This window comes from Bradyrhizobium erythrophlei (assembly GCF_900129505.1).
Taxonomy (GTDB): Bacteria; Pseudomonadota; Alphaproteobacteria; order Rhizobiales; family Xanthobacteraceae; genus Bradyrhizobium; species Bradyrhizobium erythrophlei_D.
This window is the reverse complement of the sequence record NZ_LT670818.1, coordinates 609,871-626,228: the sequence shown is the minus strand read 5'-3', so window position 1 is coordinate 626,228 and position 16,358 is coordinate 609,871. Positions and strand designations below refer to the sequence as shown.

Annotated in this window: 10 protein-coding genes and 2 pseudogenes; 7 read left to right on the top strand and 5 right to left on the bottom strand. The window is 63.6% G+C overall.

The annotated features are described in order from the left end of the window. Nucleotides 1–42: 42 nt before the first annotated feature. The 4 genes and pseudogenes from B5525_RS02910 to B5525_RS02895 form a co-directional block, all read left to right on the top strand. Entirely contained in the window at nucleotides 43–2,766 is a 2,724-nt protein-coding gene (locus B5525_RS02910) for a sensor histidine kinase (RefSeq protein WP_079564570.1), read from the top strand. Then, complete coding sequence (locus B5525_RS02905) at nucleotides 2,763–3,452, top strand: response regulator (protein ID WP_079564569.1); 690 nt, start codon at nucleotides 2,763–2,765, stop codon at nucleotides 3,450–3,452. The genes B5525_RS02910 and B5525_RS02905 overlap by 4 nt, the downstream gene beginning before the upstream one ends. Nucleotides 3,453–3,521: 69 nt before the next feature. Next, nucleotides 3,522–3,962, top strand: a complete 441-nt coding sequence (locus tag B5525_RS02900; RefSeq protein ID WP_079564568.1) for a PTS sugar transporter subunit IIA — start codon at nucleotides 3,522–3,524, stop codon at nucleotides 3,960–3,962. 72 nt (nucleotides 3,963–4,034) lie between these two features. Continuing rightward, nucleotides 4,035–4,235: pseudogene (locus B5525_RS02895) on the top strand (DUF6496 domain-containing protein); the annotation flags it as partial. Nucleotides 4,236–4,311: 76 nt separating this feature from the next. On the opposite strand, the pseudogene B5525_RS43525 reads toward B5525_RS02895, so the two are convergent. Next, a pseudogene (locus B5525_RS43525) lies at nucleotides 4,312–4,449 on the bottom strand (Ku protein); the annotation flags it as partial. A gap of 121 nt (nucleotides 4,450–4,570) precedes the next feature. On the opposite strand from B5525_RS43525, the gene ligD reads away from it, so the two are divergent. Together ligD and B5525_RS02880 are read left to right on the top strand one after the other, a co-directional pair. Then, nucleotides 4,571–7,219 carry a DNA ligase D gene (gene ligD, locus B5525_RS02885; protein ID WP_079564565.1) on the top strand — a complete coding sequence of 883 codons (2,649 nt, stop codon included), beginning with the start codon at nucleotides 4,571–4,573 and terminating at the stop codon, nucleotides 7,217–7,219. Between the two features lie 67 nt (nucleotides 7,220–7,286). Next, a complete protein-coding gene (locus B5525_RS02880; protein WP_079564564.1) occupies nucleotides 7,287–8,477 on the top strand; it encodes an acetate/propionate family kinase in 1,191 nt (396 codons plus the stop codon). A gap of 310 nt (nucleotides 8,478–8,787) precedes the next feature. On the opposite strand, the gene B5525_RS02875 is transcribed toward B5525_RS02880, so the two are convergent. Next, nucleotides 8,788–8,952: a DUF3309 family protein gene (locus B5525_RS02875; protein WP_079564563.1), complete on the bottom strand. Its 165-nt coding sequence runs from the start codon at nucleotides 8,950–8,952 to the stop codon at nucleotides 8,788–8,790. 163 nt (nucleotides 8,953–9,115) lie between these two features. Here B5525_RS02875 and B5525_RS02870 point away from each other — a divergent pair, with 163 nt between their 5' ends. Further along, entirely contained in the window at nucleotides 9,116–9,427 is a 312-nt protein-coding gene (locus B5525_RS02870; RefSeq protein WP_079572861.1) for a polyhydroxyalkanoic acid system family protein, read from the top strand. 290 nt (nucleotides 9,428–9,717) lie between these two features. On the opposite strand, the gene treY is transcribed toward B5525_RS02870, so the two are convergent. The 3 genes from treY to glgX are packed head-to-tail and all read right to left on the bottom strand — an operon-like array spanning nucleotide 9,718 to nucleotide 16,357. After that, the gene (treY, locus tag B5525_RS02865; RefSeq protein ID WP_079572859.1) at nucleotides 9,718–12,522 is read right to left on the bottom strand and encodes a malto-oligosyltrehalose synthase; all 2,805 of its coding nucleotides are present in this window, start codon (nucleotides 12,520–12,522) and stop codon (nucleotides 9,718–9,720) included. After that, on the bottom strand, nucleotides 12,522–14,285 hold the full coding sequence (treZ, locus tag B5525_RS02860; RefSeq protein ID WP_079564562.1) for a malto-oligosyltrehalose trehalohydrolase: 1,764 nt from the start codon (nucleotides 14,283–14,285) through the stop codon (nucleotides 12,522–12,524). Before treZ ends, treY begins: the two co-directional genes overlap by 1 nt. Beyond that, nucleotides 14,282–16,357 (bottom strand): glycogen debranching protein GlgX, encoded by a 2,076-nt coding sequence (gene glgX, locus B5525_RS02855; RefSeq protein ID WP_079564561.1) that lies wholly within the window; start codon nucleotides 16,355–16,357, stop codon nucleotides 14,282–14,284. Before glgX ends, treZ begins: the two co-directional genes overlap by 4 nt. Nucleotide 16,358 lies beyond the last annotated feature (1 nt).

The following is a 16,358-nucleotide window of genomic DNA, read 5'->3' as shown; positions in this document are numbered from 1 at the left end:
CCGAGGCTAGGCCGCGCCGGCCCTGAGGACTATATTCGCCATATGGTCCAGCAGCGCCGCGATCCCGAACAACGACCCTCGCCGGAAGCTCTGCTGGAAGCAGCCCGGCGCGAGGACAGCCGCCTGGGCCGGCTCAAGATCTTCGTCGGTGCCGCCCCCGGCGTCGGCAAGACCTATGAGATGCTGCAAAGCGCGCACGCCAAACTGAAGGCCGGCGCCGATGTCGTGGTCGGCGTGGTCGAAACCCACGGCCGGGCGGAAACCGAGGTGCTGCTGCACGGGCTTGAAGTCGTGCCGCGCAAGCGGCTGGAATACAAGGACCAGATTCTCGAGGAGATGGACCTCGACGGGCTGATCGCGCGCCATCCGCAGATCGCACTGGTCGATGAGCTCGCCCACACCAACGCTCCAGGCAGCCGCCATCCCAAGCGCTATCTCGATGTCGAGGAGCTGCTTTCGCGCGGCATCGACGTCTACACCGCGGTCAACATCCAGCATATCGAGAGTCTCAACGATGTGGTCGCGCAGATCACGCATGTCCGGGTGCGCGAGACCGTGCCGGATTCGGTGTTCGACCGCGCGGACGCCATCGAACTGATCGACCTGACGCCCGACGACCTGATCCAGCGGCTCAAGGAAGGCAAGGTCTACGTCCCCAAGCAGGCCGAGCGGGCGCTGGAGCATTATTTCTCGCCGGGCAATCTGACCGCATTGCGCGAGCTGGCGTTGCGCCGCACTGCCGACCGGGTCGACGAACAGCTGCTGACCCACATGCAGGCCAACGCCATCGCCGGGCCCTGGGCGGCGGGCGAGCGCGTGCTGGTCTGCGTCAGCGAAGATCCCCGGTCGGCGGGGCTCGTGCGCTACACCAAGCGGCTTGCGGACCGGCTGCATGCGCCCTGGACGGCGATCAGCATCGAGACGCGGCGCAGCCTGCAATTGACCGACGAGCAGCGTGACCGGCTGGCCGATACGCTGCGGCTCGCGGAGGCGCTGGGAGGCGAGGCGCTCACCATTCCCGGAGTCGGACGGCGCATTGCCGATGACGTCATCAATTTCGCCCAGGCCAATAACGACACCCAGATCGTCATCGGCAAGTCGACACGTTCTTGGTGGTTCGAACTGATGCGTGGCTCGGTGGTGCATGACCTGGTGCGGCGCGCCGGCAACATCAGCGTGCATGTGATTCCCGGCGACGAACTGCCTGCCGGGCCCACCGCCAAGACCGCGGTGCAGACGGCGGCGCGCCCCGAACCGTTCGACTCCAAGCCGTATCTGTTTGCGCTCTTGATCGTGGCCGTTGGCCTTGGTGCCGCCGAACTGATCAAGCCGTATTTCGGTGTCGAAAACGTCGATCTGGTGTTCATCACGGCGGTGGTGAGCGTGGCGGTCCGCTACGGGCTGTGGCCGTCGGTGCTGGCCAGCGTCGCGGCTTCGTTGTGCTACAATTTCTTCTTCCTGCCGCCGGTCTATACCTTCACCATCACCGATCCGACCAACATCGCGGCGTTCTTCTTCTTCATGCTGATCGCCATCCTGGTTTCCAATGTCGCGGCGCGCGTGCGAACCCAGGCTGTTACCGCGATCGGCAGGGTGCGCACCACCGAATCGCTTTACGCCTTCAGCCGCAAGCTCGCGGGCACCGCGACGCTCGACGATGTATTGTGGGCGACCGCTTACCAGACCGCGCTGATGCTGAAAGTGCGGGTGGTGCTGTTGTTGCCCGAGCAAGGCGTGCTCACCGTCAAGGCCGGCTACCCGCCCGAGGATGAAATCGACAAGGCCGATCTGGCGGCCGCCAACTGGGCATGGAGCAACGACCGGCCGGCCGGGCGCGGCTCGGATACGCTGCCCGGGGCCAAGCGGCTGTTCCTGCCGATGCGCACCGGGCGCGGGCCGATCGGCGTCATCGGCATCGACGACGACAGGACCGGTCCGCTGCTGACCCCGGACCAGCGCCGGCTGCTCGACGCGCTGGTCGACCAGGGCGCGCTCGCGATCGAGCGCGTGCTGCTGGTCGAGGACATGGACCGCGTCAAGCGCACCGTGGAATCTGAGCGCCTGCGCTCGGCCCTGTTGACCTCGATCTCGCACGATCTCAAGACGCCGCTGGCGTCGGTGCTCGGTGCTGCCTCGACGATGCGGGATCTCGAAAGCGGCCTCAGCGACACCCAGAAGCGCGATCTCCTGGCTACCGTGATCGACGAATCCGAACGGCTCAATCGCTTCATCGCCAATCTGCTGGACATGACCAAGCTTGAATCCGGCGCCATCGTGCCGAACACTGCGCCCCACGATATCGGCGAGATTATCGGCAGCGCGCTGCGGCGTGCCAGCAAGATCCTGGTACAACACACCGTCTCGCTTGAGCTCGCCGCCGATCTGCCGATGCTGGAGCTTGATGCGGTGCTGTTCGAGCAAGTGCTTTTCAATCTGCTCGACAACGCGGCGAAATACGCCCCCGCCGACACTACGATATCGATCCGAACCCAGCGCGAGCGGGACAAGGTGGTTCTCCAGGTCATCGACGAGGGCGAGGGCATCCCGCCGGGGGAGCTGGACAGTATCTTCGACAAGTTCTATCGCGCCCAAAAGGGCGACCATGTCCGCCCCGGCACCGGCCTCGGGCTGGCGATTTCCCGCGGCTTCGTCGAGGCGATGCGTGGCACGATCTTGGCCGCCAACCGCGGCGATCGCAGCGGCGCGGTGCTGACCATCCGCCTCCCAATCCCGGCGGCCTCGAACGCGCTGGATACCGCCGCATGACCGCCACACCGATAAAAGTCCTTGTCATCGACGACGAGCCGCCGATCCGTAAATTGCTGCGGATGGGCTTGAGTACGCAGGGCTACGAGATCCTCGAAGCCTCCAACGGCAAGCTGGCGCTGGAACTGCTGGCGCAGAACCCCGCGATGATCATTCTCGATCTCGGCCTGCCAGATATCCAGGGCCACGAATTGCTGCGCATGATCCGCGGCCGCAACGACAGCGTGCCGATCGTGGTGCTGTCGAGCCGCGGCGACGAGGCCGGCAAGGTCCAGGCGCTCGATCTCGGCGCCGACGACTATCTGACCAAGCCGTTCGGAATGGACGAGTTGCTCGCCCGCATGCGCGCGGCGCTGCGGCATCAATTGCAGGTCCATGGCGAGCGTCCGGTGTTCCGGACCGGCGATCTCACCGTCGACCTGGTGCGGCGCATCGTCAAGGTCGGCGACAAGGAGGTCAAGCTGTCGCCCAAGGAATACGAATTGCTGCGCGTGCTGGTGCAGCACGCCGGCAAGGTGCTGACCCACCGCTTCCTGTTGAAGGAATTGTGGGACGAACTGACGGATGCGCAGTATCTGAGGGTCTATGTGCGGCAACTCCGGCAGAAGATCGAAACCGACCCGGAGCGTCCGCAATTCGTGCTGACGGAGACCGGCATCGGTTATCGGCTGCGTGCGCCGGACTAGTTCGTCAAATCCATCTTGCCATCCCAGGTCCGATCGATGCTTATGGCGATGCGTGCTCGTGGAGCGACCATGAAAATATCCGATCTGCTGTCGCCGGCCGACGTCATGATCGACGTGCGGACTTCCGGAAAGCCGCTGCTGCTGCAGGAATTCGCGGCCAAGGCGGCGGCCGGTCTCGGCCTGCCTGCCGATCAGGTCGCCTCCTATCTGCTCAAGCGGGAAGAATTGGGATCGACCGGGATCGGCAAGGGCGTCGCCATTCCGCATGCCCGGCTGCCGGAATTGCAGCGGCCCCACGGGTTGCTCGCGAGGCTCAAATCGCCGATCGAATTCGACGCCATCGACGGACAGGCGGTCGACATCGTCTTTGTTCTGCTGTTGCCCGCGGCGGTGGAGCATGAAGCGCTCGCCGCGCTTGCTTTGGTCGCCCGCGCATTGAGAGCGCCGGAGACGCTCGCCCGGTTGCGGGGCGCGAAGACCATGTCGGAGCTCTATTCGGCAATCGCCTGACAGGCGAGCGGAATCCGACGGGGAACCATCAACGTCGGCGAAGATTATTTTCCCGCAATCGGGAGAAATGTCATGGCACGAAAGGATTCCAAGAAGGCCGCCGCCAAGGTCGGCCGCGCGATGAAGAAGCGCAAGGCCGGCACGCTGAAGAGCGGCCGCTCCGGCCGCAAGGTCAAGAGCCGCAAGCAGGCCATCGCTATCGGCCTGTCCGAGGCGAGGGCCATGGGAGCGAAGGTACCTAAGAAGACGTCGAAGAAGCGTAAAGCCAAAAGGTAGCGGGCAGGCGTTATTTAAAATCGTCATTGCGAGCCAACGGGTCGGCGCAAAGCGCCGCCCGATGACAGGCTCCGCGAAGCAATCCATCGGCTTCCTTGTTGATCATGTGGAAGCGGGTTTTTTCAACATTGGTCGAAGCTGGATAGAGCAGGACGGGGCAGGACACGAGGGAAAGCTTCAAGGACCCTTTCCAATAGGGGCGGGCGGCCATTACAATCTCCAAAATTGGCTTTGCGGCAGGGAATTCCGGAACTTCAACGGCTGTTACAGGTTTCGGTTCCGGGCGCCTCTCGCCGTGCGAGGTGCCGATACTCATCTGTACGGGTTTGATCGTGGCCTTGAAAAAACTCTCGACCTACCGGAAAAAAAGGGATTTCGAGAAGACCGCCGAGCCCAGCGGCGACATTCCGGTCAAGCCCTCGAAGCGGCGCCGGTTCGTGATCCAGAAGCACGACGCGACCCGGCTGCACTACGATTTGAGGCTGGAGTTCAACGGCGTCTTCAAGTCCTGGGCCGTTACAAAAGGGCCCTCGCTCGATCCGCACGACAAGCGCCTGGCGGTCGAGGTCGAGGATCACCCGCTGGATTACGGCGATTTCGAAGGCACCATTCCCGAGCGCGAATATGGCGGCGGCACTGTTTTGCTCTGGGACCGCGGCTATTGGGAATCCGACGATCCCGAGAAAGGTTTCAAGAAGGGCGACCTGAAATTCACCCTGCACGGCGACAAGCTGCATGGCAGCTGGGTCCTGGTGCGGATGCGCCACGACCGCACAGGAGGCAAGCGCACCAACTGGCTCTTGATCAAGCACCGCGACGAATACGCCAGGGAAGGCAAGGCCAACAAGATCCTGGAGGAGGACCAATCCGTCGCCTCGGGACGCAGCATGGATCAGATCGCAAGCGGCAAGGGCAAGGCGCCAAAGCCGTTCATGACGGCCAAGACCACGCGCGCGCGCGCCGACGCGGTCTGGCATTCGAACCGCGGCGACGACGTCATCTCCTATGTTCCGCCGGCAAAGGAGTTGAAGGGAAAAGCCGTCGACGCGATCCCTGATTTCGTCGCACCCGAACTCTGCACATCGGTTGAACGGCCGCCGAGCGGGGAAGGCTGGTGCCACGAGATCAAATTCGACGGCTATCGCGTGCAGCTGCGCGTCGAGGATGGCGAGGCCACGCTCAAGACGCGCAAAGGACTGGACTGGACGGAGAAGTTTCGTGCGATTGCGAAAGAGGGGAGCGCGCTTCCGGATGTGCTGATCGACGGTGAGATCGTCGCGCTCGATCACGATGGCGCGCCGGATTTCTCGACGCTGCAGGCCGCGATTTCCGACGGCAAGACCGACGAGCTGATTTTCTACGCGTTCGATCTGTTGTTCGCCGATAACGAAGATTTACGCCGCCTGCCGCTTGGCGAGCGAAAGGTGCGCCTGAAAAAACTGCTGGAGGCGCGCCCCAAGTCAAAGGCAAAATCGATTCGCTATGTCGAGCATTTCGAAAGCGGCGGCGATGCCATCCTGGACTCGGCGTGCAAGCTGTCGCTGGAGGGCATTGTCTCCAAGAAACTTGGCGCGCCCTATCGTTCCGGCCGCTCGGAGAGCTGGACCAAGGCCAAATGCCGCGCCGGGCAGGAGGTGGTGCTCGGCGGCTGGAAGACCACGGGCGGCAAATTCCGCTCGCTGATGGCCGGCGTCTATCGCGGCGATCATCTGGCCTTTGTCGGCATGGTCGGCACCGGCTTCGGCCAGGACACGGTGAAACGGATCATGCCGGCGCTGAAGGCCGCAAGCTCCGACCAAAGTCCGTTCGGCGGCAAGGACGCGCCGCGCAAGACCCGCGACGTGCACTGGCTGCGGCCTGAACTAGTTGCCGAAATCGAATTCGCGGGCTTCACCGATGGCGGCAATATCAGGCAGGCTGCGTTCAAGGGGCTGCGCCAGGACAAGCCGGCCGATGAGACCGTTGCGGAGGAGCCGTCCATGACCACGATCGCCAAACCCGCTGCCAAAAAGGCCGCTCCAAAGACGGCCACCGCCAAATCGGGTCGGGTGGCCGCGAAGGCCGCGCCGAACCGATCCGCCGAGGTGATGGGCGTCGTCATCTCGAAGCCAGACAAGGAGCTGTGGCCCGATGCCGGCGACGGCGAGGGCGTGACCAAGCTCGATCTCGCCCGCTATTTCGAGGCGGTCGGCGATTGGATGATCGGACACATCAAGGGACGCCCGTGTTCGGTGGTGCGCGCGCCCGACGGCATCGGCGGCGAAAAATTCTTTCAGCGCCATGCGATGCCCGGCACCTCGAACCTGCTGGAACTGGTAAGAGTGTCCGGCGACCGCAAGCCTTATCTGCAGATCGATCGCGTCGAGGGGCTCGCGGCCGTCGCCCAGATCGGCGGGCTCGAACTGCATCCCTGGAATTGCGCGCCCGACGCGCCCGACATTCCCGGCCGGCTGGTGTTCGATCTCGATCCCGCGCCGGAGGTCGAATTCGCCGATGTCGTCGAGGCCGCCAAGGATATGCGGCAGCATCTCGCCGAAATCGGCATGGAGAGTTTCTGCAAGACCACCGGCGGCAAGGGGCTGCATGTGGTCGTTCCGCTGCTGCACGGCGCAAAAGACAAGGTCACATGGAAAGAGGCAAAAGCCTTCGCGCAGGGTGTGTGCCAGTGGATGGCCGATGAGGATCCCGAGCGTTATCTGCTCAACATGTCCAAAAAGCTGCGCAAGGGAAAGATCTTCCTCGATTATCTCCGCAACGACCGCATGGCGACTGCGGTCGCGGTGCTGTCGCCGCGGGCGCGCGAAGGCGCGACCGTCTCGATGCCGCTGACCTGGGCGCAGGTGCGCGGCGATCTCGATCCCAAGCCCTATACGGTTCGCACCGTGCCGGAGCTGCTCGCCAGGACCAAGGCGTGGGACGGCTATGACGATGCGGCGTCGCCGATCAAGGCGGCGATCAAGAAACTCGGCGATCGAAAGTGACGATAGCAAGGCTCAGTTCCTGCGCGATCGCGCTGCCGATGGCGCGCTACACCAAGGAAATACTGCCTTGAGCGATACGGTCCTGGTCCTGAACGCGGGCTCCTCCAGCATCAAGTTCGCGCTGTTTCCCGCGGACCGGCAGCCGGCAAGGCACGACCTGGTTTGCGAAGGCGCTTATGAAGGATTGGGCCACCAGGTCCATTTCACCGCGAAGGACGGCGCCGCTAACCGGCTGATCGACGAGCAATTGCCGGAAACCACGACGCATGAGGACGTCGTCGCGGCGCTCTTGGGCTGGCTCGAAGCGCGCTTTCCCGACCGCGAGCTGGCTGCGGCCGGGCACCGCGTCGTGCATGGCGGAACGCGCTACGCCGGTCCCGTGCGCATCGATGCGGATGTCATCGCGGAATTGACCCGCCTCGTTCCGCTGGCGCCGCTGCATCAGCCGCATCCTCTCAACGCCATCGCGGCGCTGGCGAAACTTCACCCCGCGCTGCCGCAGGTCGCCTGTTTCGATACGTCCTTCCACCGCTCGCAGCCGGAGCTCGCCACCCGATATGCGCTGCCGCGGGAGCTGACCGACGAGGGGATCAGGCGCTACGGTTTCCACGGCCTTTCCTATGAATATATCACCGGCGTTTTGCCCGAAATGCTGGGCGAGGCGGATGCCCGTGGACGCGTGGTAGTGGCCCATCTCGGCAACGGCGCCAGCATGTGCGCGATCAAGGAGGGCAGAAGCGTCGCAACCACGATGGGATTTACCACGCTCGACGGGTTACCGATGAGCCGACGCTGTGGCGATCTCGATCCTGGGGTGGTGCTCTATTTGATGCAGCAGAAAGGCATGAGCGCGGACGCGATCAACCGGCTGCTCTATCAATCGTCCGGTCTGCTCGGCGTGTCCGGCGTCAGCGACGACATGAAGGCGCTGCTCGCAAGCGATGACCCCAATGCCGCCGAGGCCGTAAGCCTGTTCGTCTATCGCATCGGCCGGGAGCTCGGCTCGCTGGTCGCCGCCCTCGGCGGTTTCGATGCGCTCGTGTTCACCGCCGGGATCGGCGAGCACGCCGGCGAAATCCGTCGCAGGGTATGCAAGGATGCGTCCTGGCTCGGACTGCAACTCGACGAAGCAAGAAACGCCGCCGGCGGTCCGCGGATCACGACGGCCGACAGCAGCACATCCGCCTGGGTGATCCCGACCGACGAAGACCTGATGATTGCCCGGCACACCTGGAGCCTGACAGGGGGCGCGGTGTGACGGCCTTAGAACATTTTGCGGCACGCGCGAGGCTCGGCCTTCCGAGCCCCGCGATTTTCCACCCCTCTCTTCTAGCGCGGGATGAATTTTGAACGAATCGATCCGTCCGCGTTCCGCTCACCTCTCCCCATCGGGGAGAGGTCGATTTGCCTCGGCGGCGCGTAGCGTCGTCCGGTGCAAATCGGGTGAGGGGGCACAGCTCTAACGAGGGACCGTAACCCCTCACCCGGCGCTACGCGCCGACCTCTCCCGATGGGAGAGGTGGGCAGAGCGCGCGAATAAATTGATCCAACCAAAACTCATCATGCTCCTAGAGCCTTCCCAGCAACAGCAGGATCAATAGAATGACGACGACAAGGCCGAGGCCGCCGCCGCCGTAATATCCGGTGCCATAGAACGGTCCGCCTCCGATGCCGCTGAAGCCGCCAAGCAGGGCGATCACGAGTATGATCAGGATAATCGTTCCGATAGACATTTAATATCTCCTCCAGCCCGGCAGTCGGCACCTGTTGCTCTGCCTTTCAGCCGGAAAAACTGATCGGAACTTCGAAAGTTCCCGCGTATCGGAATGTGACGCCGCGCTCTTTTTTTCCGCAGATGCGGAACTACATGCCATCAGGCTGGAACAGGATCCGACCATGTCCGCACCGCTCGTCGTTTCGATTCCGCATCAGCTCGGCCGCGAAGAGGCGATGCGCCGCCTTAAAGTGGGACTGACGCGGGCCGCGTCCAGTATTCCCGTGCTCAAAGTGGACGAGGAGAGATGGGAGGATAATCGCATGATCTTCCGCGTCCGCGCGATGGGGCAGGCGGCGTCGGGTCATATCGACGTCGCCGACGATCATGTTCGCCTCGAAGTCACGCTGCCGTGGTTGTTGCAGCGCTTTGCGGAAGTGGCGCAGGCCGCGATCCGGCATCGCGGCAATCTCTTGCTGACCAAGCGCAGCTGATTGCGCAGCAGCGCTTTTGTTGCGCAGCAGCAAAAGTTGTAAAAGATATCGAACACTCGTCGGGGTAACTTGCCGGTAACGAGTTTTCCCGATGATCGAGACTTGCGCGGGGACGGGAACCGAACTTCGTGAGTCGGCACGACATCCGCCAAGCCGTCCGGCCGTCGATCCCGGGCGGCTTTCGCGCGTCAGAGCGTTTTCAAGCGAAGTGGATACCGGTTCGCGCTAAGAAAACGCGTCAACTCAAGAATCTAGAGCCCCGTTTCGATTCAATCGAAACGGAAAAGGCTCTAGGCGCTCGCGGCGTGTGTGCGCTTTCGCGCCGGCTTCGAGGCGCTTACGGCCCTTGCCTTCAGCACCGCCGCCGGCAGATGGTGGAAGATATCGGAGAGCCGCAGCTCGCTCGCGTCCGCATCCGCAAAACCTTCCACGGCATAGCCGCCGACATGGACGGCGGCGTCATAACTCTCCGCGCGAGGCCAGGCCCGGCCGCCTTGTGAGAACGCGGCGAACGATTTTGCCACCGCCACGATGACGGCGTCGCGGCCCCGCCGCCGGGCAAACGCGATGACACGGTCGCAGTGCGATCCGCTCACCTGCAGCGGTTCGTAGTCGCCGTTGGCAAATACATCCGCAAGTTCGGTACGCAACGTCAGCAGATGCTTTGTCCACCCCAGCTTCACATGGCCATTTGGCCAGCTCTCCGCGAGACGGTCCCAATCGGGCGTTGCCATCGATGCCAGCATGCGCGCGCGTTCTGTAAAATCCACCGGCCGCCGGTTGTCGGGATCGACCAGCGACAGATCCCAGAATTCCGTTCCCTGATAGAAATCGGGCACGCCCGGCATTGTCGCCTTCAACGTGATCTGACTGAGCGAGTTGAGCGCACCCAGCAGCGCGAGGCGCTGCGCCAGCGTCTCCAGCGAAGCGAGGAACTCGGCCGAGACCGCCCGATCCAGAATCCGTTCGATGAATTTCCGCAAGCCTGCTTCATAGGCTGCGTTGGGATTGAGCCAGCTGGTTTCCTGCTTGCCCTCCCGCGCCGCCTTTAATGCATAGGTCTGCATCCGCTCCGCAAACGACGCGTTGTGCCCGTCCGAAGGCCATGCGCCGATCAGCGCCTGATACAGCATGTATTCCGATGTCGCGGACGGGGCGCGCATGTCGCCGGCAATGACGAGGTGCGGCGCATTCAGCACCTTCCAACGCGCCACGGCGCTGGTCCATTCGCCGGGAATCTCGGTGAGCGCGATCAATCGGGCCCGCGCATCCTCGCCGCGTTTGGCGTCATGCGTCGACGTCGCGGTCATGCCGTGCGGCCATTCCTTGGCGCGCAGCTTCATGGCGTCGTGGAAAGCAGCGACCGGTAGCGCCGTTGCCGCGGGATCGCCGCCGACCTCGTTGAGGGCGAGCAGGCGATGGTACCGATAGAACGCCGTGTCCTCCAGCGACTTCGCCATGACGGGACCGGTGAACTGCTGCACCTTCAGGGCAAAGCGACGCACGCGGGGCGCGCTGTGCGCGGGCCCGTCCGGCTTGATCAGGTCCATGGTCAGCGCATCGCGCAGGAAGTCGAAGATGCCCTCGTCCGCGGCGAACCAGTCGGCGCGAGCTTTCTCGATCGTATCCGAGATCAGCGCGCGGTCGTGTTCGGTCGGACCTCCCGGCGCGAGATAGGTGCGATACACCGGAAAATGCAGGATGTAGAGTTCGAGCGCCTGGCGCAAACCGTCGGCGGAAAAGTCGCGGGTGGAGTAGTGGCCGCCGGCGATGCGCGCGAGCAGGCGCGACAGCACGGTGAACTCGCTGGTCAGCAAGGTTTCGAGCACCCGGCGTTTTGCCTCTTTCAGGACAGGCGCCAATCGCGGGGACTGGTTGCTGATCTGCCGCCACACTTCGCCGAGCGGCGCGAGGCCATTGCCGTCGACCAAAACCTGCGTAATCGTATTGAGCCATTCGTAGCCGGTGGTGCCGTGGACGCCGGAGAACGCGTGCAGCTTTTCGTGCTCGCCGAGGATTTTCTCGATCACCGTATAGAACGGGCTGGCGTCCGCGCCCCGCGCGTCGCGGACCAGGCGGTGGAGGCGCTGGAAATACTGCGCGGGATCGCGCAGGCCGTCGATATGATCGAGCCGCAGGCCCTGCAGTTTGCCTTCCGCGATCAGCTTCTTGACCAGCCGATGGATCGCCTCGAAGGTGCCGGCATCCTCGACGCGCAGTCCCGCCAGCGTATTGATGTCGAAAAACCGCCGATAGTTGATGTCGCTGGATGCAAGCCGCCAATGTCCGAGCCGGTAGTGCTGACGCTCCAGCAAATGATGCAACGCAAGCGTCTGCGAGGGCCGATCAGGCCCCGCTCGATAGGCGTCGAGCCCGCGCGCGATGATCCCGGCGCTGCCGTCGATGCCCTTCAGTGCTGTCTTGAAGGCGGGCGCTTCCTTGGGGTTGGGATGGTGCAGGCCCTTGTAGCGCGACGAGAGGTCGACGATGCGTTTCCCCGCTTCACGGTCGTCCGCATCAGCCTCCTTGACGATGTTGCGCAGGATTTCGTTATAGCGTTCCGGCGCGATCGGCAGGCGATGCTCGAAATACCAGGCCGAAAAACTGCCTTCGCCTGGATCGTAGCGCAGCTCGATCTCGCCCTTTTCCAGCGCCTCGCCATAGGACGAGCCGATGATCGGCAGCAGCACGCCGGGCCGCGCGCGGTACGGCAAGACGTCCCAGTCGATGTCGAACGAGGCGGCATGCGGCGAGGCGGGTCCCCATTCCAGCACGTCGAGCCACCACGGGTTGTCGGCGAAATGCACGCCGACGTGATTGGGTACGAAATCGAGAATCAGGCCGAGGTCGTGGGCCTTCAACGCCTGGCTCAGCCGCTCGAAGCCGTCCTCGCCGCCAAGCTCCGGATTGAATTTTGTATGGTCGACGATGTCATAGCCGTGGGTCGATCCCTTGCGCGCCTTCATGAACGGCGATGCATAGACATGGCTGATGCCGAGCGCCTTCAGATAGGGCGCGACTTCAGCAGCGGCATCGAAATCGAAGTCGGCCGTCAGTTGCAGGCGATAGGTGGCGATCGGAATGGCCGGAAGCATCAGCGCGCTCCAAGATGCCAGCGCACCGACCACGGCGGCATGGTTCTGCCGGTGCCGCCGCCCCAGATTTGGGTGCCCGGCTTATCCACGGGAGAAGCAATTTCAGCATCCGACAGGTTTGCCGTAAGCTGCAGCGTTGTACCATCGCCCATGCGCCAGTGCGCTGTCAGTAAGCCGCTGTCCCCGGCCTGCGCTTCGCCGAAGGCTGCGCCGGCAAGACGGGGGACGATCTCGCGCCGGCGGATCGTAAGCAGTTTGCGCACCAGTGCCAGCCGCTCCTTGCCTTCCGCCTTGTTGCGGGAATCCCAATCCAGCACCGCGGATCGAAACGTCGAGGGATCGAGCGGGTCCGGGACCTCGTCGCCGTATTTGGCATAGGCCCAGGCGTATTCCCTGCGCCTGCCTTTGCGGACCGCGTCGGCCAGGCCGCCATGAAAATCGCAGAAGAACGGGAAGGGGACTTTTGTGCCCCACTCCTCGCCCATGAACAGCATCGGCGTCATCGGCGCCAGCAGAGTGACGGCCAGGGCCGCCTCGAGCGCTTTCGGATCGGCGAGGCTTTCGAGCCGGTCGCCGAATGGCCGGTTGCCGGTCTGATCATGGTTCTGCAGGAAATTGACAAAGGCAGTCGGAGCAAGCTTGCCGCTGGGTTCGCCGCGCAGCTTGCCGCCCCAGAAGGCTGCGGCTTCGCCCTGATAGACGAAGCCAGAGCTGAGCGAACGCGCAAGGCCAGTGCGCGGCGAACGCTGGTAGTCGCCGTAGTAGCCCTGGGACTCGCCGGTCAGCATGACATGCCAGACGTGGTGATAGTCGTCGTTCCATTGTGCGCGGTATTTGCCGCGCGGCGGCTCCTGCGCGGGATCGAGCAGGCTCGCGCGGTTGTCGCCGTTTTCGAGCACCAGATGGATATACCGGCCGGTCTGCGCGGAGAGTTCGCCGACGGCACCGCTGAGATCGTGCAGGATCGGGATTTCGCCTTGTTCGACGATGGTATTGACGGCATCGAGCCGCAGCCCGTCGAAACGATAGTCGCGCAGCCAGTACAGCGCGTTCTCAATGGCGAAAGCACGGACCTCCGGCACCCGGTAGTCAATCGCGCTGCCCCAGGGGGTTTGCGCGTCCGTGAAGAAGCTGGGCGCATAGCGGCCGAGGTAGTTTCCTTCCGGGCCGAAGTGGTTATAGACCACGTCGAGAAACACCATGAGGCCGCGCAAATGCGCCTCGTCGATCAGCGCCTTGAGATCGTCGGGGCGGCCATAGGCGCTGTCGGGTGCGTACCACAAGACACCGTCATAGCCCCAGTTCCGCGCACCCGAAAAATCGGCAAGCGGCATCAATTCCAGCGCGGTGATGCCGCTGGCCACCAGATGGTCGAGCTTGCCGATCATGGCGCGGTAGCTGCCTTCCGGCGTGAAGGTGCCGACATGGGTTTCGATCAGCACGGTTTCCGGCCACGGCCGCCCGCGCCAGTCGGAAGCGCGCCAGCGAAAGCTCGTGTGATCGATCACCTCGCTTGGGCCGGACACGTCATCGGGCTGAAAGCCGGACGCCGGATCGGGGACGTCGATGTCGTCGTCGATCCGGAATTTGTAGCGCGCGCCGACCTTGACGCCGGGGACGTCAGCCGAAAACCAGCCGTCTTCAGCGCGCCTCATGGCGTGGGATTTTTCCAACAGCAGATCGACGCGCTTCGCCGCCGGCGCCCAAAGCCGGAATGACGCGCCGTCCGCCGTCAGTCGTGTGCCAAATTTCCGCTCATTCATGCCGAACCCGCAAACGCCAGGACCGAACGCGGAGGCGCCTTTACCTCGCCTCCCGATGGGAAATCCCTGGTCTCCTGCTTAACGTCGGCGGTGTTCAATAGTTGCTGCCAGGTCCGGTATTCCGGCATTTTCGGCAGACTGAACGCGATCTCTTCGGGAGCCGCGTTCAGCACGATGAAGATCGGCCCCGCGCTCCGTTCGGTCGGGCCAAGCACATAGGCGAGAAAGCGGCCTTCCGGGAATTTCCAGTCTTCTTCCTTCATCTCTTCGGCGGCCGGTGTCAGCCACAGCACTCCATAGGAGCCGTCCGCGCGCCTTCCGTCGAGCCAGCGGTGCGAGCGGATTTGCGGGAAGTGCCGGCGCACCCCGCTCATATGGCCGATGAAATCGGTGAGGTCGTCGCCGTTGCGGCCGAGATTTTCCCACCCGACCCAGCCGATTTCGTTGTCCTGGCAATAGGCGTTGTTGTTGCCGTTCTGGGTGTTGGCGACCTCGTCGCCGGCGAGTAACAGCGGCAGGCCCTGCGCCAGCAGCAGACAGGCGAGCTGATTCTTCCGCAACTGGCGCCGCAGCGCCGTGACGGCCGGATCGTCGGTCGGGCCTTCATGGCCGCAATTATTGCTGAGGTTGTCGTTGGAGCCGTCGCGATTGTCTTCGCCGTTGGCCTCGTTGTGCTTCTCGTTGTAGCTGAACAGATCCTGCAACGTGAAGCCGTCATGCACAGTGATATGATTGATGCCGGCGCGCGGCTTGCGGCCGTTGTGATTGTAGACGTCCGATGAGCCGGTCATGCGGCTGGAGACTTCGCCAATCAGGCTGCCTTCGCCGCCCCAGTAGCGCCGCATCGCGCTGCGATAGCGGTCATTCCACTCCGACCATTGCGACGGAAACGCGCCGACCTGATAACCGCCAAGCCCGAGATCCCAGGGCTCGGCGACCAGCTTGGCGGAGGCCAGCACCGGGTCCTGCCGGATCGCGATGAGAAAGGCGGAATTGCGATCGAACCCGTTCGGCCCGCGCGCCAGCGTGGTGGCGAGGTCGAAACGGAAGCCGTCGACGTGACAGACTTCGACCCAGTAGCGCAGCGAATCCATGACCATCTGCAGCACCCGCGGATGGGTAAGATTGACGGAGCTGCCGCAGCCGGTGAAATCGTCGTAATAGCGCGGGTTTTCCGGCTTCAGCCAATAATAGGAGGCGTTGTCGATGCCGCGGAACGACAGCGTCGGGCCCATATGGTTGCCCTCGGCGGTATGATTATAGACCACGTCGAGCATCACCTCGATCCCGGCGTCGTGCAGCCGCGCCACCGTGGTGCGAAAGGCATCGAGCGGGTTGTCCTGCGCATAGCGCGGCTCCGGTGCGAAGAAAGACAGCGTGTTGTAACCCCAGTAGTTCACCAGCTTCTTTTCGACCAGCACCCGGTCGTCGACGAATCCCTGAATCGGCAGCAGCTCGACCGTGGTGACGCCGAGCCGCTTCAGATGATCGATCATCGCCGGCGAGGACAGGCCGCCGAAAGTGCCGCGCAGGTTCGGCGGTACGTCCTCGCGTTTCTGCGTCAGGCCCTTGACATGGGCCTCGTAGATTACGGTGTCTTCCCAGGGAATGTTGGGGCGCATTTCGCGGCGGCCCCAGTTGAAGGTTTCGTCGACCACCACGGCTTTCGGCATGCCGCGGGCATTGTCGCGCCGGTCGAAGGAGAGATCCTCGCGCGCGCTGCCGGTGCGATAGGCGAAATGCGCGTCGCTCCATACCAGCCGGCCCGCGAGCCGCCTTGCATAGGGGTCGAGCAGCAGCTTGTTGGGATTGAAGCGGTGGCCGTGCTCGGGCTCATAGGGCCCGTGTACCCGATAGCCATAGAGCTGGCCCGGCGAAACGTCGTTTAGATAGCCGTGCCAGATATCCTCGTTACGCTCCGGCAATTCGATGCGTTCGAGCTCGCGGCGGCCCTGGCCGTCGAACAGGCAAAGCTCGACCTTGTGGGCGTTGGCGGAGAACAGCGCAAAATTGGTCCCCCGCCCGTCCCAGCTTGCACCGAGGCGCGAAAAGGTTCCGGCAGACAGTCGCATG